The organism is Sphingobacterium sp. IITKGP-BTPF85 (assembly GCF_001006065.1).
Lineage (GTDB): Bacteria > Bacteroidota > Bacteroidia > Sphingobacteriales > Sphingobacteriaceae > Sphingobacterium > Sphingobacterium anhuiense.
In genome coordinates this window covers 23,622-44,973 of sequence record NZ_ASZT02000031.1, presented here as the reverse complement: position 1 = coordinate 44,973, position 21,352 = coordinate 23,622, and the positions used below count along the sequence as shown (strand labels likewise).

Genomic DNA, 21,352 nt, shown 5'->3' with positions numbered 1-21,352 from the left:
TTGCTGACAAATACATCATCTATACATTAAGTTCAAAAAACACTTCAAAAAAAAAAGGTAAAACTTACCGATCAGCAATTAAGCGAGCAGGTTACGAAATATTTTGAAGAACAGAACGCTAAGTTAAAAGGGGCTGAAGCTGGGAAAGTTGAAGCGTTCTTAAAGAATAATAAATTAGCAACTCAGAAAACAGCTTCCGGTTTACAATATGTAATTACAAAACCAGGATCAGGTAAAAATGCCGCTGTTGGTGATACAGTAGTTGTTAATTACGTTGGGAAATTAGCAAACGATAAAGTATTTGATACCAATCAAGCTGATCTTGCTAAAAAATATAAAAAATTCAATGCACAAAGACCTTATGAACCTCTTCGTCTACATTTAGGTGTAGATGGTGTTATAACAGGCTGGACGGAGGCTTTCCAGTTATTAAACAAAGGCTCAAAAGCAACATTGGTTATCCCTTCTAATTTAGCTTATGGCGAACGTCAGGCTGGAGAGATTCCTCCATATTCGCCGTTAATTTTTGACGTAGAAGTTATTGACATTATTCCTGGAAAAGCTCCTGCAGCTGCTCCAACAACAATTCCTGCAACAAAATTGACACCTGCTACACCAGTAAAAAAATAAGGACATAAATATTTATCAAAAAGGGCTTATTGGTAATTCAATAAGCCCTTTTTCATTGGTCTTCTATTTCCAAATGTTGATAAACCCTTCAATGCGATAAGGATCAATAATTAGCTTGGGCATTACGCAAAATTGGCTTGGTTAAGTCCATAATTATCAGAATTTTATTATCTGTAAAACTTTTAGCAATTTGCTTGACATGGCGACCTGACAAAGTGTACTTAAACAAATAAAGAGGAAATAAGAATAAGTAAGCGTTTGATTTTTATATTAAATAAATGGATGGATGAGTGACTACATCTTTTCTAATTGACGGGATAGATGAGTGCTATTGATCCCATAGTAAAAGGAAGGAATATGCATTATTTAGGTGATTTAGCTACAATATTCTTAAATACAGGAATTTTATCCTGTTCTAAATAATAAAACAGTTAAAATTTTGATCAAATATTTCTCATTTTTAACAAAAAATCAAAAAAAAGCTGTGCAGTTTTATATTCGTAATAAAACAGCTATATGAGTTTCTAATTTTCAAAGCATTGGCGCTATATCCATCACCGTGATAATGACTAAGTTTCATCAAATTAGGTCGTTTCATCCTAAACATTTATTTTTACCGTCGCTATAACTATAATCCATGTTACTAACAGATACCCATACCCATATATACTACCACACCGAAAACGATTCATTAGCAGAACAAATGCAACGTTGCTTTGATAAAGATATTCATCGCCTTTTTCTTCCAAATGTCAATAGTGCATCGATAGCTGCAGTCATGAAAACTGTTGATGCATACCCAAACAACTGTTTTCCGATGCTCGGTTTACACCCCTGTGATGTAAAAGAAAACTATCAAGAAGAACTAACAAAAATCTATGCGGCACTGCAGCAACACAAAGTGTATGCTATCGGAGAAATTGGCCTAGACCTGTATTGGGACAAATCTACTTTGGAGATTCAAAAAGATGCTTTTCGTCAGCAGGTACAATGGGCTAAAGATCTTAATTTACCAATAGATATTCATTGTCGTGAGGCTTTTGACGAATTATTTGAATTATTAGAAGAACTAAAAGATGAAAAACTTTTTGGGGTACTACATTGCTTTACAGGAAACATTGAACAAGCGCAACATGCTATCGATCTGGGTTTCGCACTGGGTATTGGCGGAGTTGTCACTTTTAAAAAAGCGGGGCTTGACGAAGTGGTTAAACAGATAGACCTACAACATATTGTACTGGAAACTGATGCGCCTTATCTTGCTCCGATGCCGTTTCGAGGCAAACAAAATGAAAGTAGTTATCTATACTATATAGCACAAAAAATAGCTGACATTAAAGAATTACCAATAGAACAAGTAGCGGCAATAACAACTGAAAACTCAAAAAGAATATTTGGAATCTAACTCACATCATGCATAACATATTTATCATATACACAGGTGGCACCATAGGAATGGTCAAAGACGAAACGGGAACTTTCGTTCCCTTTGACTTTGAATTAATCAAGCGCAATCTTCCAGATCTAAGTCGATTAAATTATAAATTAACCGTACATTCCTTTAATCCCATTATTGATTCTTCCAATATGAAGCCTGAAATATGGATTGAAATGGCACAGATCATTAAGGATAATTACGATGAATATGATGGTTTTGTCATCTTACATGGATCGGATACCATGTCATTTTCGGCTTCGGTTTTAAGCTTTATGCTGGAAGGGTTACAAAAACCCGTCATTTTATCAGGTTCTCAATTACCGATCGGAGAAATTCGCACCGATGCAAGAGAAAATATGATGACTGCCTTAGAAATTGCGTCTACAAAGCATTTTGGGGTCTCCATGATTCAAGAAGTATGTATTCTATTTGACAATAAATTATTTAGAGGTAACCGTTCTTTCAAATATAATTCGGCAAAATTTGAAGCTTTCCGTTCCCCCAATTATCCGGTTCTTGTAGAGGCAGGTATTCATCTCCAATACAATCAAGATGCTTTATTAAACAACAGTGGTAAAGAGTTTATTTTGCATACCAAACTTGACGATCGCGTGGGTGTTCTGAAATTGTTTCCAGGTATAAGTCCTAGTACAATCAGAGCAGTATTAAATTCAGATGTCCGTTCTATTGTTATGGAAACATTTGGCTCCGGAAATACCACTACCGATCAATGGTTTTTAGATTTGCTGAAAGAAGCCATTGATAACGGTAAGAATATTTTAAATATATCACAATGTAAGGTTGGTTCTGTTGAACTGGGGCGTTATGAGACGAGCACTGGACTAAAAGCGATTGGAGTACTCAATGGTTACGATATGACTTTTGAAGCTGCTGTAACAAAGCTCATGTACCTACAGGGTGAATGCGAAGATCAAAAAGATGTTGCCTATTGGATCGAAAAGGATATCAGAGGTGAATTGACTATCAACGATTAATTTCTTCATAAACTGAATTGAATTTGGATAAATTTTACATAGAATAAAATTCCCAGCACTTGAAGAAAATTCGAAAATTGGGTAATTACTTAACTACAATCTTGTGGCATAAAAAAGAGCGAGCAGATCTAAAGATCTGCTCGCTCTTTTTTTTTGCTTTACTTTACAATAGCTGTCTTATCAGGCAGCACATTAGTTTATAGCGGCAAGCACTTCTGATACCACAAAGTTACTTCCTCCTATAAAAATTAAATCTCCGTCCTGATACTGTTTTTTTGCTGCTTCAAAAGCTTTTACGACAGGGCCATATGCATTTCCTTTTAGTCCCAATAGATGTGCTTCAGCTGCAAGTTCTTCTGAAGGCATCGCTCTAGGCATATCAGGGTTACTAAAATAATAGATCGCATCTGTAGGTAACAATGGGAGCATATGTCCTAAATCTTTATCCTTCATTGCTCCTATTACAAAATGCAATTGCCGATAGTTTGTATGGGCTAAATTTTTCAGAACTTCCCTAATTCCATCCTCATTATGTCCAGTATCGCAAATGATAAAAGGTTTTTTGGAAAGTGTCTGCCATCGACCTTGAAGGCCGGTAAAAGACTGTACTTTTCGCAAACCATTTTTACATCGTCCTGTAACAGATCATAACCTCGTGTCCGCATATGATCAACAATCCGCAAGACACCTAATATATTTTTTGATTGATACGTTCCTTTTAGATCTAATTCGTATTGCTCGATATGACCTTCCTTATCCTTGACTTCAATCTGTAAATGATCTTCATTAATGGCTTTAATTTCTGATTGCAATTTGTCGGATGCAAACTCAAGCGCTGCATTTTCAAGCTTAGCTTTTTCTAGAAATACAGGTGCAGTATCTTTATGATATTCCGATACGACAACAGGAGTATCTTTTTATAATACCTGCTTTTTCAGATGCTATAGCTGGAAGCGTATCACCCAACATATTCATATGGTCAAAACCGATATTAGTGATTAAGGATGCCAGTGGCATGATGACATTTGTAGAATCAAGACGACCACCTAAACCAACTTCAATGATGGCAATATCAACGTGCTGTTTTGCAAAGTAATCAAATGCCATAGCCACCGTAACCTCAAAAAATGAGGGTTGAATCTCTTCAATCAGTGCATGCAGATTATTCACAAAATCAATAACAAATTGCTCATCGACCATCTGTCCATTGATACGAATACGTTCCCTAAAATCTAATAAATGTGGTGAAGTATACAGGGCTGTTTTATATCCTGCCTGTGCAAAGATAGAAGCCAACATGTGAGAGGATGAACCTTTCCCATTCGTACCGGCAATATGAATAGATTTGAATTTATCTTGTGGATTTCCTAACGCATGAAGTAATGCTAAGGTATTATCTAAATCCTTTTTATAGGCGGATGCCCCGTCACGGGTAAACATAGGTAATCGAGCATATAAATACTCGATTACCTCATTATAATTATGCATTGACAATAAATTTTATCTTAGTTTAAAATTGAATACAATTCTGCCTGTCTGAGAGTCAGGCGCATTTGGCAATTGATTCAATCGAGCTCCACGAACAGCTCTTTCACATTTTTCCAATAAGCTTGGATCCGTGATGGTTGTACCTTTCACTCCGGCACGTGCATAAATGATCACACCCGATTGGTTGACGCGGAACTCAACAGCTACTTTACCAGCCTGCTGTCCATTATCATCAATCTGAGGTCTCTGCGTAAAACTTCTGTTTTCAATTGAAAGCATCATATTACCGTTTCCAGAACCACCTTCACCATAATTACTGGCTAAAGGATCACCTAATTTACTACCTTGATTGCCAGGTACCGTTCCTGTACCATCACCAGAACCTGTGCCGTTATTCTTTTTGCCTTTATAAAGGGCATTCGAATTTACTGCAGGTTTACTGTCCTTCACTTCTTTTGTTGTTTCAGGTGCAACTGTTTTTACGGGCTTTGAAGCTTCGTAACAACGGGAGCATCTTCAACATCTTGTGTCACGACTGCTTTGTCAGCGACCTGCTGTGAAGGTGTAGGTGTCGGTATTTCTTCTGGAACGACGCGATCTGGTTTTACATTATTAGCATTGGGATCTACAGAAGGTTCTTCAACACTCATGTAATCATCGCCCATGCCTTCTTCTGCTGTACCATAATTCACAACCATACCGCCCATACCGTATTCATCGGGCATTTTAGTTCCAAAAATGACAAAGAAACTTATCAATACCAAAATCCCCATTATAGCAGTAGAAATCCCTAATGCTTTGGGGAAGTTATTTTCCTCATGTTGAAGATGGTAAGCCATGTATTTATCTCCTATTCTTTAAAATTAGAACTTAAACCTTAAAAAAGGTTTAAAACTCTTTAATCTTTCTTTGGTTCTGTCGCCAAAACAACTTTTATTTTCAAGCGGTTGGCAATATCCATTACTGAAATCACATTCTGAATAGGGACTGAATTATCAACATACATCATGATCGTCAATTCTTCTCCTGTTCTCATTTGCGATTGGATTGCTGCTTCTAATGCATCATAAGGTACAACTGCCTTTTCAACATGGTAAGCTAAATCCGAGGTAATCGAAACCGTCAATGTTTTTTGGATACAGACTGCTCTCCAGCACTGGATTTTGGAAGTAATAACTTCACAACCTGCGGATTGGAAACAGCAGATGCCAACAAAAAGAATAACATCAGAAAGAACATGATGTCGTTCAATGCTGAAGTATGTACTTCAGCTGCTGGTTTATTTTTTCTACTTCTTAGATTCATTATTCTAAATTTTAATTGATTAATTAGCTATACGACCCTGCGATTATGCGCCAGGTTCATCTAATAAATCAATAAATTCAACTGCATCTGTCTCCATACGTAAGATCAAACGCTCAACCATCATATTTAGGATATGGTAACCAATATATGCTAAGATACCAACTGTTAAGCCAGATGCCGAAGCTACCATCTTCACATAAAGACCTCCGGATACTGAACCAATATCAATACCACCAGCCATCTCTACTTCATGGAAAATTGTAATTACTCCAAAAATTGTTCCTACGAAACCAAGCATCGGCGCAATACCTGCAATAATACCTAGAATATTAATATTCTTTTCCAATTTAGCAACCTCAAGTTTACCTACATTCTCAATAGCACCTTCAATATCTTTGATTGGACGTCCTACACGTAGTAATCCCTTTTGCAACATACGTCCCAATGCTGAGTGACTTGAACGGCAAACTGCTAAAGCAGCGTCCAATTTACCAGAAAGCACACTTGCTTTTACTTGTGACATTAGTGAAACATCATACTTTGCAGCTTTACGAATAGTCAGAAAACGCTCAAAAAGATGATCAAACCAATAAACAACAATAATAAAATGGGAACCATAATCCATCCCCCCTTCATCATCATTTGAATTAAGCTCAAATTTTCGTCTCTTACTACAGGTACTGCTTGCTGTGCAGCTTGATTAACGGTGTCCAAAAGATTGCTGTCGCTTTGAATCAATGACATAATAATTTATAATTTTAAAATTGTTTATATTAGACTATTTCGCTATTTTCTCTACCCATGCTCCTGAAAAAGTCTTCGCGACAGTTGCCTGGTCCCGATCTGCTTCTTCTTTTGTCATGTAGGTATCCCAAATCACACGTTTTTTATTTCTTTTAAATTTGCTATCAACTGCCCGCACAGTTTGATAACCTTTTTACGCAACCTCTGCACTTCCTCTTCTGCCAACTCCATTGTTTTTGGCGTGGCAATAACCAATTGATAATTTGGCTGTGCTACAGGTACTGATTCTTTTACGACTACCGTTTCCTTTAGTGTTGTTTGAAGTGCAGCTGTATCCACTTTTAAAGAATCAACTATTGCAGTTGAATCTTGCTTCAATTGTGTACTATCGATTTTAGGTAGTGTATCCACTGGTGCGGGAACGACGACCGGTGCTGTTGCTTGTTTCTTTCCAAACAATTGATCCTTCAATGAGGGATTAAGCAGGAAAGCAACAATAACAGATACCACAATAATGATCGCTGCTGAAATATAATACCAAACTGTATTTGATTTAGTACTTCTTTCCTGATAAAATACCGCTGGATCAGTTTCTACTCTTTCGTCAATCGTTTCGGATACAGGTTCATGTATTATCGGCGCTACAGGTGTTTCAACTTGTGAAGGTGCTACCACTACCGTTTCAGGTACGATTTCCTCTTCTACTTGCTCTGTATCTGCCGGTTCATCCTCGATAATATCTTCCACGGGTTCCTCTAGTTCAGTCGGAGAAAATGGAATATTTTCTTCCAATTCACGATCGGGAATAACAGTCTCTATTTCTGGAGCAATAACATGTCTGATCGGTTCAAAATTAAAACCTGAGAGATCTAATGGTTTAAAAACTAAACTTGAACCATAGCTCACAATGTGTCCTAAGTCTTCAAGTTTAGCCTGTCCATTTTGGATCAATTGATCCTTTAAATCAGCAACAGCATCCTGCAACACCTGAGTTGCGGCATCAAGATTCAGGTTTTGCTGTTGTTGTATATAATGAATAAAATTAAAACCACTTTCAGCTGTAGAATCAAATTCCACATAAGAAATAGGTGGTAAAAACAGGTCGCGCTGCTTATCGAATTGAGCTGCGGAATGCTTTCTTTTGAACACCCCCAAGCCCTTAACGTAAACTTCAGCGTAACGCTTTAATAGATTATTGATGTTTTTACCTAAATTCATTCTTGTTCCTTATTTGCTAACGCAAAGTTATAATCTTCTTGTATTAAAAAGAAAAGTTTATACCACCAATTATATTAAAACCTAAACGTGGGTAGTATTGATAGCGCTCGTACTCTTTTCCAAAGATATTATTAGCCTTTACAAAAACACCCAATTGCTTTTTAATCCGGTACTCTGCTCCTGCATTAAAATCTGCAAAAGAAGGGATGGTTACTTTACTTGGATTTTCAGATCTTACTGTTGAACTTGTATATGTATAAGCTAAAGCGGAAGTCTGCCCTTGTGTAGATAATTCAGCATCTACAAAGAATTTATCCGAAATATTGAATCTTGCATTGGCTAAGAAACGGAATTTCGGCAATGACCATGCCTCTTCATTATCTTTCACTTTGTAATCATCGATATTAAGTTTACCGCTTAAATTAACCAATTGTGAAACACGGACATTCATCTCACCCTCTATACCAAAATGAGTTGCTTTACTTGAATATCCATCATAAATGACATCAAATTTGTAGGGAACAAAACCGCCTCCTAATTCTTCTCTACTATTCACATACAAAGGAAGTCCTTCGATCTGCTTGTAAAATGCTTTTACTTTATAGCCAAAATTTGCTCCTGCATTACCCTTTAATCCTGCATATACATTTAGTTTTTCAAGAGTATTGCGTACATCAATATTGCTATTTAAGTAAGGATTTTCTTTTGCAAAACCACGTAATGATCCTTGTTTAACACCTCCATTTGCACCTGCAAATAAGTATACATACTGCGGTACAACTGCAAAATCAGCTTCCACTGTTGGAAAAACATTAAAACGGCTGGTATCTCCAAACTCAGAAACGAGATTGGCACCCAAAGTAACATTATAATTATCACCTTTAAATTTAATGTATGGATTGATCGATGCTACATGATTTTTTGTTGCCACCTTAACATCTTCAACTGAGTTAAAGCTAGCACTTAGATTAGCCCCCACATTAAATGTATTGACTTTTTTATTCACATAACCGGATATGGCGAATGAATTTTCTTTAGCATCATATTTATCTTTAAAAAGATAAGCATCTGCTTTCGCAGAATAGCTTACCGCCCCGGCCTTATCCACATCTGCATTACTTGTCAGTTCACCGTTGAAATAGATATCATTAAAAGCTTGTGCCTCTGGCGTTGTATTGATTAAATTAGAACTGTTATCAAACACCTGTCCGTAGAAGTTTGTCGAATAACGATTATATCCTAAAGTTCCATTTACTGTAAAAGGTTCGTAAACACGACGGCCAAAAATACCGACATCCTGTGTAGCGAACTTCTGACCTTCAATACTGCCTTTTTGGTTTAAGTGCTTGGCAAATAATCCGAATCGTGTATTTTCAAATTTATCGACGGCCAAATATGCTTCTCCTAAGATGGTATTGTAGTTTCCTACACCAAATTTAACATAGTTACTTGTTTGATCAGCAAGTTGTGAGAAAGGCAATTCTTTCACATTTAACTCACGCAATCCAGTATTGATATCGAGTTTCTTATCTGAAATATTATTATAGCTCAACTTAGGCTGATACTCCCTTTTATTGGTCATATCAGGACTACGACGGATTTTTACCGCATCTGCAAGAATAGGTTTATAATCACGTACGACATCAAAAGAATCAATTGTCACTGGTGTAGCAGGATCAACTTTTTTGGTGTTTCTTGTGCAAAGGAGTGCATTCCAGCTCCCAATAACAAGGTTGCTAATGTATATTTCTTCACTGTTGTATTGTGCAACTTCTTCATTATTTCCTATTTCTTTTTGTTCAATTTTTCTAGACGAGCTTTTGCTGTTGGCAAATATCATCCTTACCGTCATAATTCTCAATCACACTTTCTAAAGTAGATTTCGCCTGGAAGTTATCTCCTTTTCCTACGTAAGCATCTGCCATTAGGATAAAACTTTTTGCAACCCAGTAATCATAAGATGAAAACGAATCTGAAACATCAAAAGCAGACTTAATAGCGGCTTCGTATTCTTTATTTTCATACTGCATCAAAGCAACATTATAGCGTGCTTCGGCACCAATAACTGTACGGCTCTTCAATGCCGCTAAATTAAATTCCTTCAGCGCTTCTGCACGCTTACTTTGTTTCAAATATGCTTTACCTGCATAAAGTGATGCATTTGCGATCTCTTCCTCAGATGATTTTTCGTAATTTCTTACTGCATTGGAATAATTCAATGCTTCTTTATAGTCACCGATCTCGAAATAGCTGACCATTAAATTGTTGATCGCATAGCTGTAATTAGATTTATACTCAGAAGTCAATTCTAATTTTTTCAACAGTTGTGTTGCTTCATTATATTTCTTCTGTTTCAAATATAAGCGCGATACACTCACCAAAGTACGTTCTGTATAAGCGCTTGTCCAGTCATTCAAGATAATGTTATAGTCATGTAAGGCCTCATCAGTATGACCTAAAGCAGCATTACTTTCAGCGCGGATAAAACGTGCATATTTCTCTTGAATAGGCTTAGGGAATTTATCAAAATAAGCATTCACGGCTTCAACTGCACCTTGGAAGTTTGATCTTGAGAATAGTGTTGTTGCTGTCGAAAATGTACGGCTATCCTGCTCAGATGTTGTTAAATTTCCAATATTGGTACCAGTAGCATATTTGATATAACCAGTAGCATCACTATTGTCTAAATAGATATTTTCAATAGAACGCATTGCTTGCTTAGCTTCATCCGTTGTTGCATATTGATCCACTACGCGTTGGAAAGTCTTTAAAGCAGCTTCGTTATTATCTTGATTATATTGTACTAAACCGATTGTTACCAAAGCACGAGGTACATAACTGCTACGTGGATATTTCTCCACCATCGTTTGCAGACCTGAAATAGCTTGGTCGGACTGTCCCATTAAGAAATAAGTGTATGGGATCTCAAAAGAAACGTCATCGGCATAATTTGATGTCGGATATTTAGCAATTACAGACTTCAGCGTGGCAATTTTACCTTCATTATTTCCCTGTAGCCCCTGAATGATACCACGTTGGAATAATGCGTAATCTTGACTTGCTGCTTTTCCATTAATCAATCGATCATACTGTTCCATTGCTTTACCGTAGTTCTTTGCTGAGAAATAGGAGTCTCCTAAACGAGCAATAGCATCGTTACGGGTATTCAACTCGATTCCTTTTGAACCACCTGTCGCTAAAAAGCGTTCAAAATAATTTGCAGATGTATTGTAGTTTCCATTTCTAAATGCAGCATATGCTAAAGCATAATTGGCATAGTTGTAAACATCAGTTTTAGCTGCTGCCGGTAGACGTAAAAATTTATTAAAATTGGTTACGGCTTCTCCATATTTACGAACTTCATACATCGCCTCTGCTTTCCAGTAGGTAGCTAACGCATAGATTTCTTCATCATAACGATTTGCTTCAGAACGCATGAATAATGAAATTGCATTTTCAAATGCACGTTCGTTATAATATTCTAAACCTCTATAGTAAGTTACTTTTTGATAAGCGACATTTGCTTCTCTACCTCTTTTCTGAATGGTCTCTAAGATATCAACAGCTTCGCGGTAGTTCTTTGTACTCAATAAAACTTCAGCTAATAAAGTTTTCGCTTCTTCCTGACGTTTTGATTTTGGATAAGTTTTCAGATATTCCTGAGTGGAAGCTAATGCTACTTGATGGAATTCCAATTCGTAAGAAAGCTTAGCATAGTTAAATAATCCTTCTTCTTGTAGATCTTTATCAAAATCTAATTTTGAGGCTTTGAAGAATGCGTTACGTGCTGCTTGCTTATTTCCTTTTTTCAAGAATGAATCTCCCAATGTAATCATCGCACTTTGATAATATGCATCAGGTTCTGTCATTTTTTCCAATTCAGTTATTGCCTTATCATAATCTTTCAATTTGTAAGCGATATAACCGATTTGGTAGCTATCTTGATTATTCTGTGTTTTTCCTTGATCTTGTGCCTGGAACTTATCGTAGTAACTTTTGGATGATTTTAAATCTCCTTTGATAAAGTAGGTCGCCGCCACAATACGGAACAATTCGGTTTCATTCTCCTGTTTCGTGCGTTGCATGATAGGCAAGGCATAATCCAAAACGTCATCGTAACGTTTGTCCAAGAAATACAAAGCTGTAATGTAATAAGGATAACTTGTTTCAAATGTTTTTGAACCATTCAAACGTTCAAACTCATTTAATGCAGTTTTATACTCCGCATCTAAATAACATAAATAAGCGTAGTAATATATTGATGCTTCCTGGTATTCAGACTTTTGATCTTTTAATGTTTCAAAAAGTGGTTTGGCAGCAGTATAATTCTTTGTTGTAAAGTAAGAATATCCCAATTTAAAACGATATTCTAAACTTTCATTACCTGCCAGATTTTTACTATCGATTTTGGTAAACCACTCAATAGCTTTTACATAATCTTTCTTAGCATAGTAAGATTTTCCAATTTGAAAATATGCTGCTTTTGCGTTAGCACTACTTGGATAGTCTTTGATATATTTCAAAAACTGTGCTTCGGCATCTGTTTCCCCCAATTCTAAAGCGCATACAGCTTGATAATAGCGTACATTTTCTTTCAACAGCGTGAGTTCTTCTGTTTCATCCAATTGCAAAGAGGATTTTGTCCGTAACGCTTCTACACGATTAAATTGTTCTGAAGCAGAAGTAAATTTTCCTCTTTCAAACAACTCCATCCCGGACTTGTATGCTTTGTTGATTTGTTGCCATTCTGTTTGCTGTGCTAAAGCTGGTGTCGCCATCAAACTTAGCGCAAACCCTACCTGGTAAATCTTTTTATACATAATATGTGAAATATTTTATATGTTTTTATTTTGTATTGCAAGTACTTAGCTCAAAAAAGCGAAGTAAAATTCATAGTAATATTCAAAGTACTAAATTAAGCCTAAAATAAGGAGTTTTCCTCAAAAGTTATTCACAATTGTTAACATTATCCAAAGTATAACGTATTTAATACAAAAAAAATATGCCTGATTTAAAAATAAAAAATCAGGCATATTGATCTATATCGACAATTAATGCTATCCGCGCTGTCCTGCCAATAGGTAAAGTACAGCCATACGTACTGCTACGCCATTTTCTACTTGATCTAAAATAATAGAGTGCGCGCTATCTGCAACGTCCGAAGTAATCTCTACCCCTCTATTAATAGGTCCTGGATGCATAATTGTTATTTCTTTATCCAATGAATCCAACAGTGTTTTATTCAATCCATACAACATGGTATATTCTCTTAGGGATGGAAAGTAAGCGATATCTTGTCTTTCCAGCTGGATGCGTAACATATTGGCTACGTCACACCAGTTCAAAGCTTTCATTAAGTCATGCTCCACTTTTACTCCTAATGAAGTAATGTATTTAGGAATCAATGTTGTTGGTCCGCACACCATCACTTCAGCTCCCTGTTTTTGTAAACATAGAATATTGGATAGTGCTACACGTGAATGGGTGATATCACCTATTATGGCAACTTTACGTCCTGCGACATCTCCAAAGCGCTCACGAATCGAGAAAGAATCTAACAAAGCTTGAGTCGGGTGTTCATGTGCTCCGTCGCCGGCATTAACAATTTGTGCGTTAACATGCTTACTTAAAAACACACCTGCTCCGGCATAAGGATGACGCATAACAATCATATCAACCTTCATCGCTAAGATATTATTGACGGTATCGATCAATGTCTCACCTTTACTTACAGAAGAAGAGGAGGCCGCAAAATTAACGATATCTGCAGAGAGTCTTTTTTCAGCTAGCTCAAATGATAAACGTGTACGTGTAGAATTTTCAAAGAAGACATTTGCGATTGTAATATCACGAAGTGAAGGAACTTTTTTAATCGGTCTGTTTAAAACTTCTTTAAAGTTACTCGCTGTATTTAAAATTAATTGAATATCAGATTCATTTAAATCTTTTATTCCTAACAAATGACGTGTACTTAATTGTTCAGCTGTTGATGACATTTTTAATGTATTCAGATTTTCTTTATTCTATTTCTTTTCTGTTACCAAGATGATACTATCTTGATTATCCAACTCTTTCCAATTCACAATGACTTCTGAGAATCAATAGAATCCACTTGGATTCCAATGTAATCGGGCTGGATCGGAATCTGTCTCGAAAAACGGCGATCAACCAGAACCAATAGTTCGATACGTTCAGCGCGACCAAATGCTTGGATTGCATCCATTGCAGAACGAATGGTTCGACCAGTCCAAAGGACGTCATCCATTAAAATGACTTTCTTACCTTCTACAATAAAATTAATGTTTGTGCTGTTAGCTAAAATGGGACCATCGTTTCCTTTTCTACGAAAATCATCACGATAAAATGTAATATCCAAATCACCACTTAAAATTGAAGTACCTAACATCTTCTCTAATTCCTTGACAATGCATTTGGCTAAGAAAGTTCCGCGAGGCTGTATACCAATTATAACTGTATTTGAAAAATCTCCATGATTCTCAATCAATTGACGACAAAGTCTTTGAATGGTAATCTGAAATTTTGGTCCATCTAATAAAATCGACTGCTTCATTATATTAGTTGTAACTACTTGATTATGAGTTGTTTTATTTCACTACGTGTCCCAAAATGTGTCCCTAAGGTCTTTGGGTATTTACTTTTTAGCTTTTGCTAGTGCTTTAGCTTGTTGTTCTACTAACTGCAAATCTCGTAAATAATCATCATTATCCCTATTATCTTTTTTATCTTTTTTCACATTACTGATAAATAATTCCTCGTACACTGCTTTACCTGTTTGTTTTGCTGTAGGCGTGTTTACTTTTACTATCTGCTCTATTTTATTGTAATCTATATCCTGTGTAGTTGTAAGTGTATTGGTGTATGCTTTATTATTTTGTTCTATTGTGTATTGCTTAGTAAGTTCTGTTATAAGGTTACCATTAGCTATATATAAAGCATGTGATTGTTCTATCCTATGTATATCTTGCACTAACATTTCTAATATTGTTTCATAACTGTTACCACCAGCTTTACGAATATTAAAATCTTCTTTATAGCCTGTATGTACTACTTTAAAATAATTTAATGCACTTAACAATAATTCTGCATTAGATGTCATCAATTCAATTTCATGTACTCTTTTGAAGTAATCTAATATAGATATGCTTAAAGGTTGTTCCATGGTGTAAATATAAAGCATTATACCATCATTTTAATGGGATATTTATACTTCGTAAATGATATTTACAGACATAATCTTCAATCATCACAAATAAAAAAGCTCCTTAATTAGGAGCTTATATTTTTTAAATTGATGATTTCTATTTCTTTTTAAAGTAACCGACATCTTTACTATCTCCATTATCTTCAGTAATTAAAACTAAGAAATTATCCTCAAAAAATAGGATGTCTTCACAAATTCTCCATCTTGCTGAACAGTAAAAATCTTATTTTCGGAATCATAGGTACCAACAACAACTTCACTTTCACCATCGGAAGTGAACACAATACGAAAGGATTTATCGGTTAACAATGTCATTTCCCCATTTATCTTTTCCGTACTAATATCTCGCTTCACTATCTTTCCATTTTCATAATAATTCGTCCCTGTTTTTTCTAACTTATAAGTTCCAACTAATAGGTTTGAACCTTCGTCTGTACTATTACTGCTCTTAGAGCATGAGAAAGCGGACATTAGAAGTGATAGAATAAAGATGCACTTAATTGATTTTAACATTTTAAAGTAGATTAATTTAATGATTTAATTTCTTTTCAATACAAAAATAGGGATTTTAATCCCTTTCACCAAATAAAGCTATTTCTTTTATTGCACTCATGTCCAAAGCAAAAAAACACAAGCGTAATGAACATGGAATTAATATTTTATCCAAAAATATCCGCAAGCATAGAAAGTTAAAAGGTTGGACAATACAACAGCTTGCAGACAAACTAGACCTAGACTACTCTCAAATTAGCAGGATGGAACGTGGTATAGTTAACTCAAACGTATCTATCATATTCAATATCGCTACTATCTTGGAGATAAAAGCTAAAGACCTCCTAGACGAAGACGATAGCCCGTTTCAATAATATATATGCATTTTATTTAGTTCGTCATATTGCATATTATTGTCTAGTCTTTTCTAGACATAATTAAAATATTAAGCACAAAAAAAAGCCCCAAGATTAAGGGGCTGTGGTGGTAACATATTATTGTAGCAACTAAGCTGTTATTTTCTGCTGTAACATAAATGTAATTTGATTATCTATGTTGTAATTATTATCTCCCCTTACTTCTTTAACAAGGTAAATAATAGGCGTATCTTTATCTATGTCGTGTAACTCATATACTATTGTATTATCATAATGATTTATATTTTTAAACATATATGTTAGCACATTTCTTATTTGATTATGCTTATTTTCTGTTTTAATCTTCTTAACTGATTTCTTCTTAATTATTGAATACTTCCATCTGTTATTAAAGTAGTTGTATATATTTAAGTTTCTTGTGTTTTTTAGTTTTATTGTGAGATGAGCGTGCCAATCACCTGCTTTTGTCTTATCATATCTAATAATATAATATTGTAATGTTATCTTTTTTTCTTTTTTAATAAATGTAATGTATTCCTCTACCTTTTCTTTTAAGCCTAGTAATGTAATATTACCTTGCTTAACATATTTGTCTTGCTGTATAAAGTAGGCGTATTCTAATTGACTAAGAGTGCCCTTAGAATCGAATTTATCTAAAACATATCTATCACAATAATTAAGTGTAACAAAATAATCATAGTCAAATCTGCTCAATGTATTCATCAAATTATATGATATTTTTTATTTGATGGTAATTTTTTATTTGATGGTTGGAATATTTTAGTATTTTTACGCTGTTTCTTCTTCCATCTATTTTTTGATTCTAGTATATTTTGCTTAGCCTGTAGGGGTGTTAACACTGTTACCCTACCTACTTTAATATTTTTTTTCACAACCTTTATTATACTTTCTTTAACTTTATGAGTTAATACTATTTTAATATCATTACTTGTTACCGTAGTGACGTATCTCGTATTATATTTTATTGTTAATTCATCTTTTTTACTATTTTTAATTAGTTTATATATCATATTTTAATTAATTACTATCTACCTATTATTTCAGACCTATCAGAATCAAGTAGATAATAATCAACCTGTTACATGTCTTTTAGAATGTTTTATTTATACATTCATCTATATTTATTATATTAATGTCAAGTCATTTTTTTATACTAATAGAATCAAGAAGTATTTTCCTGACTATTAACTACGCAACTTGTTTAAATAAATATGTTTCTTTTTAATTAATATAATATACAAAAGAGCATTTATCAAGTTCCAACAGCAAACTATTTGCTAACTTATTGATATTGAGACAGATTAATTTCACCTAATTATCTTAAACCAGTTCTTTATATCAATATTTATTCAATTAAGCATATTGGGATATCGGGACATACCTTATTGTTATTAATATTATTGGGATAATCTAATGTATAACACTGAAAATAGGGCTACTGACAAGCTCTATAAAGCATTTAAATATAAAAGTGATAAAGTAATATAGGAGCAGAAAAAAAGGGCTTAAAAGTGCTATATGGGGAGCCGAAAAATTATAGAAAATTTTTTATTAGGTGATTTGAAAGTGCAGTCACTACATATGTGGGCATACAGGAGTACAGGAGGGATTAAGTAGGGGGATACCTAAACATTAACCATGAAAAAAGCCCTCCTAGGGCTTATACATGGTAGTTAAATGTGAGTAAAAGGGGGTTATTACGAGGTTATTTATTGACCTTTGGTCTTGCTGGAAATTTAATCTTTTCAGGCTTATAATCTTTTGCATATGTTCCAAGTTGCTTAACATCTTTGTGACCACTTATTGTAATTATTTGGTTAGCACTATATCCATTGTCCATAAGGAACTTAATACCTGAGTGTTTGGCTGAATAGAGTGTTGTATTAGCGTGTATTAGCGTAGGCGTATTTGATTTTAATTTAGCTTTCTTCAAATTACTGAATAATGCACTAAATGTATTAGCTCTAGATTGTATACTTCCAAATAATTGAGTTACACCATTAGCATCTTTACCAAACAAATAATCTTGTTGGGATACTTCATTTTTACTTAAATAATCCTTTAAAATATCTTGTAATTCTTCTGCAATATCAATTTCATTTTCTTCATTATTTTTCATTATTGATGCAGGGAGAAAGATTGTATTCCTCTCTAAATCAATATATTCTCTTTTTATATTCACTAATGTTTCTATTCTATTTAGTGTAAAAAATTGGAACTCATACATTACACCTAGATAATAATTTGATGTCTTTATTTCATTTATTAACTCTTCAAAATCTTCTATGTTAGTAGCTTTATGCATTACTGTTTTCCCTATTTTTAAGTTTTTAATATTTTTTACAGGGTTTTTAACATCTAATTCTTTGTAATTTGTTAGGTGGTTGTAAAAAGCTATAAAAAACCTGTTGTAATCATTCCTATATTTTTTACTAAATGCTTTTTTAGTGTCTGTTTCTGTGAATAAATAAGTGTAAAAATCTGAAATATTCTCTTTTGTTAATTCTTTTAATCCAATACCATCTCTATTAGTCATTTCTAACCATTTTTCAAACCCATTAACTTTTGAAATGTATTGCAAATAGATTTTTCATTCACAGTATTCTCATTTTGTTTGAAGGTTACGAACTCTCTCATCAATTCAACAATTGACTTATCCATGTCACCAACAACAAAATAAGGTTTATCATTATTTATGTTAAATATTCTAGTTGCTAAGTCAAGATTTAATCTTTCAATCCTTTTTTTTGCTAATGCTTCCCTTTCTTTTATGTTTTTTAATATTGCACCATCTGCATTAATTTTCTTCTTACCCTCTCTATCTAATGCAAAAAGGTGATATCATTCAAACCATCAGAGTAATAATATTTAGCCTGTTTACCCTTATTATTAGTATATTTAAAGCATACTTTCCAAAGACCTGTTCTTTTTTCTTTAATTAAATAAGGGTTTCCTATTTTATTAACTTCATTCTCCATCCTCATAATCAAATAGTTATATTATATTTATACACATTCACTATGTGTCCCTAAATGTGTCCCTTACCCCTGTTTTTAGTGCTATTTTAGTATGTTTACCAGGAGCAATAACACCTTTAAAGTGCCTCAAAGATAGATAAAATAGTTGAATGAAGTCGACTGTTTCATTAAGGGAATGTTTAAGCAAACGTACCACTTTTTTTGAAAAAATCCGAATAAAAGATGAATTTAATATATCCAACGTCCCTAATCTTTATTCAATCGGAGATGCTTTCTTTTTATTGATCAACCAATATACAGGAAGTCCTAAAATAATAAGAATAAATCCTGGCCAGGTATACTGTGGTTTATACAGGATGAGCAAAATACAGAAAGTGGCGCCAATAACAAGATAAATAACCGGAACAATGGGATAACCCGCAGTTTTATAAGGGCGATCCAATGTTGGTGCTTTAAATCTTAACCAAATAACGGCAAACACCGTGATCATGTAGAAAAGCACAATAACAAAGGATATCATATCGAGCAAATCGCCATACTGACCACTTAAACATAGCAAGGATGCCCATATACCTTGCAACCATAAAGAGCGCTCGGGAACTTCATACTTATTATTGGGGATTGCTTGTTTCAAGAACAGTCCATCTTTAGCCATACGCTGAAATACTCTTGCGCCGGATAACACAATACCGTTGACACAACCAAATGTGGATATCATGACTAAAATGGCCATAATGATCGTACCTGTTTCCCCTAAAATTTTATGTGCTGTTGCTACTGCAACCCGATCATTGACTGCAAATGCAATTTCATCTCTGCTTAAAGCGGCAAGATAAACATAGTTACATAGCAGATACAATACCATAACTAAAGAAGTTCCAATCACCATTGCACGTACGACGTTGCGTTTTGGATTTTCAATTTCTCCTGCTATAAATGTTACATTTTCCCAGGCTACACTGCTAAAAACCGATCCAACCATTGCCGCCGCTATACCTCCTAAAAGGATACCACCACTGATATCCGTCCAACCAAGGCCTTTTAAATTTTGATAGGAACTTAATCCATAACTTAAATTTTCTGAAAAATGATTCTCTTTAATCATAAATATACCACCTATGATCAACAGAATTAATGCAATTATTTTTGATGATGTAAAAAAAGACTGAATCATTTTACCACTTCGCACTCCCTTCGTATTAATAAAGGTGAGGGCTAAAATAATGAACATGGCTAATACCTGAATCCAGGTGATCTTAAATGATCCATTTTCATATAAGGGAGGGGCATTATTAAGTTCAGGAATGAGATAGGCTGTAAATTTACCGAATGCCACAGCGACCGCAGCAATAGTTCCTGTCTGAATGACGGTAAAGAGACTCCAACCATATAGGAAGCCCGTCATTTTTCCAAAAACTTCCGTTAAATAGGTATATTGACCTCCTGCTTTTGGAAATAAAGCTGATAACTCACCATAACAGATTGCCGCCGATACAGTCATTATTGCAGTAATAATCCAAACAATAATCACCCACCATCCGGAACCCAATTGCCGCATCATGTCCGATGAAACAATAAAAATACCGCTTCCAATCATTGATCCCATTACAATCATAATGGCATCCCAAAGTTTGAGTTGTCGATTCATATATTTTAGGTTGGTTACCTGACAACAAACTTACAAATATTCCTGAAAAACAACAGGTTGTCGAAAAATAAAAAATGCCTTCATTTCTAACTAAAATAGAAATGAAGGCATAACAGTTTTGCGTATATTTAAACGCTTTATTAAAGTGAATTTTAGTCCTATCCAAAGAACTTAGATGGATCAAAACCATGTTCTTTCAAAACATCGTCGGGCACACCTGTCCACACTCCTGGTGTGTTTCCTTTAAAACCGATAGCCTTTACACCGATTTCACTGGTATAAAATCCAGAAGAAGTTAGGTTACGCATCAGCGAGAAAAAAGCAACTCCTTGTTGCATTTCAGGTCTTGCTAATTCGGGATATGCAATATCATCTACAATCGCCAATTGCTCCTGTTGTTTACAGTTTACAAACGCTTGTCCATATCTCTTTTGACTGTGTACATCCAGCCATTTCAATCCGCCACGCATTGGAATTTTATTATCTGGTAAATCTTTTACAATGAACTCGATAAAATCTGGTACTCCAGCATCTGTAGCACTTCCTGAAGATGCATCCTTTGGTATGATGATATCTGCTAAAACAGTTATTGTTGCAAACTCATGTTCATTAAAGAATTTTTCTTCTTGTAATGCTTTAGTACGTTCATATTCAAAATCCTGAATTCCGGGGATTCTGTCTGCTGCATCTGCAACAGCAATTTTACTATTATCGGTTTTACAGGAGCCTGCCAATAGACCAGTCCCAGCAGCGATCAGCCCTAATGCTTTTAGTGATTCTCTTCTATTCATGAGTT

Annotated in this window: 20 protein-coding genes and 3 pseudogenes; 4 read left to right on the top strand and 19 right to left on the bottom strand. The window is 34.7% G+C overall.

Annotated elements, in window-relative coordinates; genetic code table 11:
- The first annotated feature begins 213 nt into the window (after positions 1-213).
- The 3 genes from L950_RS27685 to L950_RS08610 all read left to right on the top strand — a co-directional run bounded on the left by L950_RS27685 (position 214) and on the right by L950_RS08610 (position 3,063).
- A complete protein-coding gene (locus L950_RS27685) occupies positions 214-630 on the top strand; it encodes an FKBP-type peptidyl-prolyl cis-trans isomerase (protein WP_084825405.1) in 417 nt (138 codons plus the stop codon).
- A gap of 637 nt (positions 631-1,267) precedes the next feature.
- Positions 1,268-2,035 (top strand): TatD family hydrolase, encoded by a 768-nt coding sequence (locus tag L950_RS08615; RefSeq protein ID WP_021188736.1) that lies wholly within the window; start codon positions 1,268-1,270, stop codon positions 2,033-2,035.
- A gap of 8 nt (positions 2,036-2,043) precedes the next feature.
- Positions 2,044-3,063, top strand: a complete 1,020-nt coding sequence (locus L950_RS08610; RefSeq protein WP_021188735.1) for an asparaginase — start codon at positions 2,044-2,046, stop codon at positions 3,061-3,063.
- Between the two features lie 192 nt (positions 3,064-3,255).
- On the opposite strand, the gene L950_RS36385 is transcribed toward L950_RS08610, so the two are convergent.
- The 14 genes and pseudogenes from L950_RS36385 to L950_RS08555 form a co-directional block, all read right to left on the bottom strand.
- Positions 3,256-3,681 carry a glutamate ligase domain-containing protein gene (locus tag L950_RS36385; protein ID WP_316930581.1) on the bottom strand — a complete coding sequence of 142 codons (426 nt, stop codon included), beginning with the start codon at positions 3,679-3,681 and terminating at the stop codon, positions 3,256-3,258.
- Complete coding sequence (locus L950_RS36380; protein ID WP_021188734.1) at positions 3,567-3,875, bottom strand: hypothetical protein; 309 nt, start codon at positions 3,873-3,875, stop codon at positions 3,567-3,569. Before L950_RS36380 ends, L950_RS36385 begins: the two co-directional genes overlap by 115 nt.
- 70 nt (positions 3,876-3,945) lie before the next feature.
- Positions 3,946-4,551 carry a bifunctional folylpolyglutamate synthase/dihydrofolate synthase gene (locus L950_RS36375; protein ID WP_316930580.1) on the bottom strand — a complete coding sequence of 202 codons (606 nt, stop codon included), beginning with the start codon at positions 4,549-4,551 and terminating at the stop codon, positions 3,946-3,948.
- A 12-nt stretch (positions 4,552-4,563) separates the two neighbouring features.
- Complete coding sequence (locus tag L950_RS36370) at positions 4,564-5,001, bottom strand: hypothetical protein (protein WP_316930579.1); 438 nt, start codon at positions 4,999-5,001, stop codon at positions 4,564-4,566.
- Between the two features lie 29 nt (positions 5,002-5,030).
- The gene (locus L950_RS36365) at positions 5,031-5,390 is read right to left on the bottom strand and encodes a hypothetical protein (RefSeq protein ID WP_316930578.1); all 360 of its coding nucleotides are present in this window, start codon (positions 5,388-5,390) and stop codon (positions 5,031-5,033) included.
- A gap of 59 nt (positions 5,391-5,449) precedes the next feature.
- Positions 5,450-5,856: pseudogene (locus L950_RS08595) on the bottom strand (ExbD/TolR family protein).
- Between the two features lie 43 nt (positions 5,857-5,899).
- Positions 5,900-6,600 (bottom strand): annotated as a pseudogene (locus tag L950_RS08590) (MotA/TolQ/ExbB proton channel family protein).
- Positions 6,601-6,732: 132 nt separating this feature from the next.
- On the bottom strand, positions 6,733-7,818 hold the full coding sequence (locus L950_RS08585; protein ID WP_021188733.1) for a hypothetical protein: 1,086 nt from the start codon (positions 7,816-7,818) through the stop codon (positions 6,733-6,735).
- A gap of 43 nt (positions 7,819-7,861) precedes the next feature.
- Positions 7,862-9,658: a TonB-dependent receptor gene (locus tag L950_RS08580; protein ID WP_021188732.1), complete on the bottom strand. Its 1,797-nt coding sequence runs from the start codon at positions 9,656-9,658 to the stop codon at positions 7,862-7,864.
- On the bottom strand, positions 9,627-12,638 hold the full coding sequence (locus L950_RS08575; RefSeq protein ID WP_156169607.1) for a tetratricopeptide repeat protein: 3,012 nt from the start codon (positions 12,636-12,638) through the stop codon (positions 9,627-9,629). The genes L950_RS08580 and L950_RS08575 overlap by 32 nt, the downstream gene beginning before the upstream one ends.
- A gap of 237 nt (positions 12,639-12,875) precedes the next feature.
- The gene (locus L950_RS08570; protein WP_021188731.1) at positions 12,876-13,814 is read right to left on the bottom strand and encodes an aspartate carbamoyltransferase catalytic subunit; all 939 of its coding nucleotides are present in this window, start codon (positions 13,812-13,814) and stop codon (positions 12,876-12,878) included.
- Between the two features lie 27 nt (positions 13,815-13,841).
- A pseudogene (pyrR, locus tag L950_RS08565) lies at positions 13,842-14,389 on the bottom strand (bifunctional pyr operon transcriptional regulator/uracil phosphoribosyltransferase PyrR).
- 81 nt (positions 14,390-14,470) lie between these two features.
- Complete coding sequence (locus tag L950_RS08560) at positions 14,471-14,998, bottom strand: hypothetical protein (protein ID WP_021188729.1); 528 nt, start codon at positions 14,996-14,998, stop codon at positions 14,471-14,473.
- A 198-nt stretch (positions 14,999-15,196) separates the two neighbouring features.
- Complete coding sequence (locus L950_RS08555) at positions 15,197-15,511, bottom strand: hypothetical protein (protein WP_021188728.1); 315 nt, start codon at positions 15,509-15,511, stop codon at positions 15,197-15,199.
- Between the two features lie 140 nt (positions 15,512-15,651).
- Between L950_RS08555 and L950_RS08550 the strand changes: the two genes are divergently transcribed.
- Positions 15,652-15,906: a helix-turn-helix domain-containing protein gene (locus L950_RS08550; protein ID WP_021188727.1), complete on the top strand. Its 255-nt coding sequence runs from the start codon at positions 15,652-15,654 to the stop codon at positions 15,904-15,906.
- A gap of 132 nt (positions 15,907-16,038) precedes the next feature.
- Here the strand turns inward: L950_RS08550 and L950_RS08545 are convergent, their stop codons facing one another.
- The 5 genes from L950_RS08545 to L950_RS08525 all read right to left on the bottom strand — a co-directional run bounded on the left by L950_RS08545 (position 16,039) and on the right by L950_RS08525 (position 21,347).
- Positions 16,039-16,632: a hypothetical protein gene (locus L950_RS08545; protein WP_021188726.1), complete on the bottom strand. Its 594-nt coding sequence runs from the start codon at positions 16,630-16,632 to the stop codon at positions 16,039-16,041.
- Positions 16,632-16,940: a hypothetical protein gene (locus L950_RS08540; RefSeq protein WP_021188725.1), complete on the bottom strand. Its 309-nt coding sequence runs from the start codon at positions 16,938-16,940 to the stop codon at positions 16,632-16,634. Before L950_RS08540 ends, L950_RS08545 begins: the two co-directional genes overlap by 1 nt.
- A gap of 695 nt (positions 16,941-17,635) precedes the next feature.
- Entirely contained in the window at positions 17,636-18,511 is an 876-nt protein-coding gene (locus L950_RS08535; protein WP_197086320.1) for a tyrosine-type recombinase/integrase, read from the bottom strand.
- Positions 18,512-19,161: 650 nt separating this feature from the next.
- The gene (locus L950_RS08530; protein WP_021188721.1) at positions 19,162-20,556 is read right to left on the bottom strand and encodes an APC family permease; all 1,395 of its coding nucleotides are present in this window, start codon (positions 20,554-20,556) and stop codon (positions 19,162-19,164) included.
- Positions 20,557-20,714: 158 nt separating this feature from the next.
- Positions 20,715-21,347 carry a gluconate 2-dehydrogenase subunit 3 family protein gene (locus L950_RS08525; protein WP_021188720.1) on the bottom strand — a complete coding sequence of 211 codons (633 nt, stop codon included), beginning with the start codon at positions 21,345-21,347 and terminating at the stop codon, positions 20,715-20,717.
- Positions 21,348-21,352 lie beyond the last annotated feature (5 nt).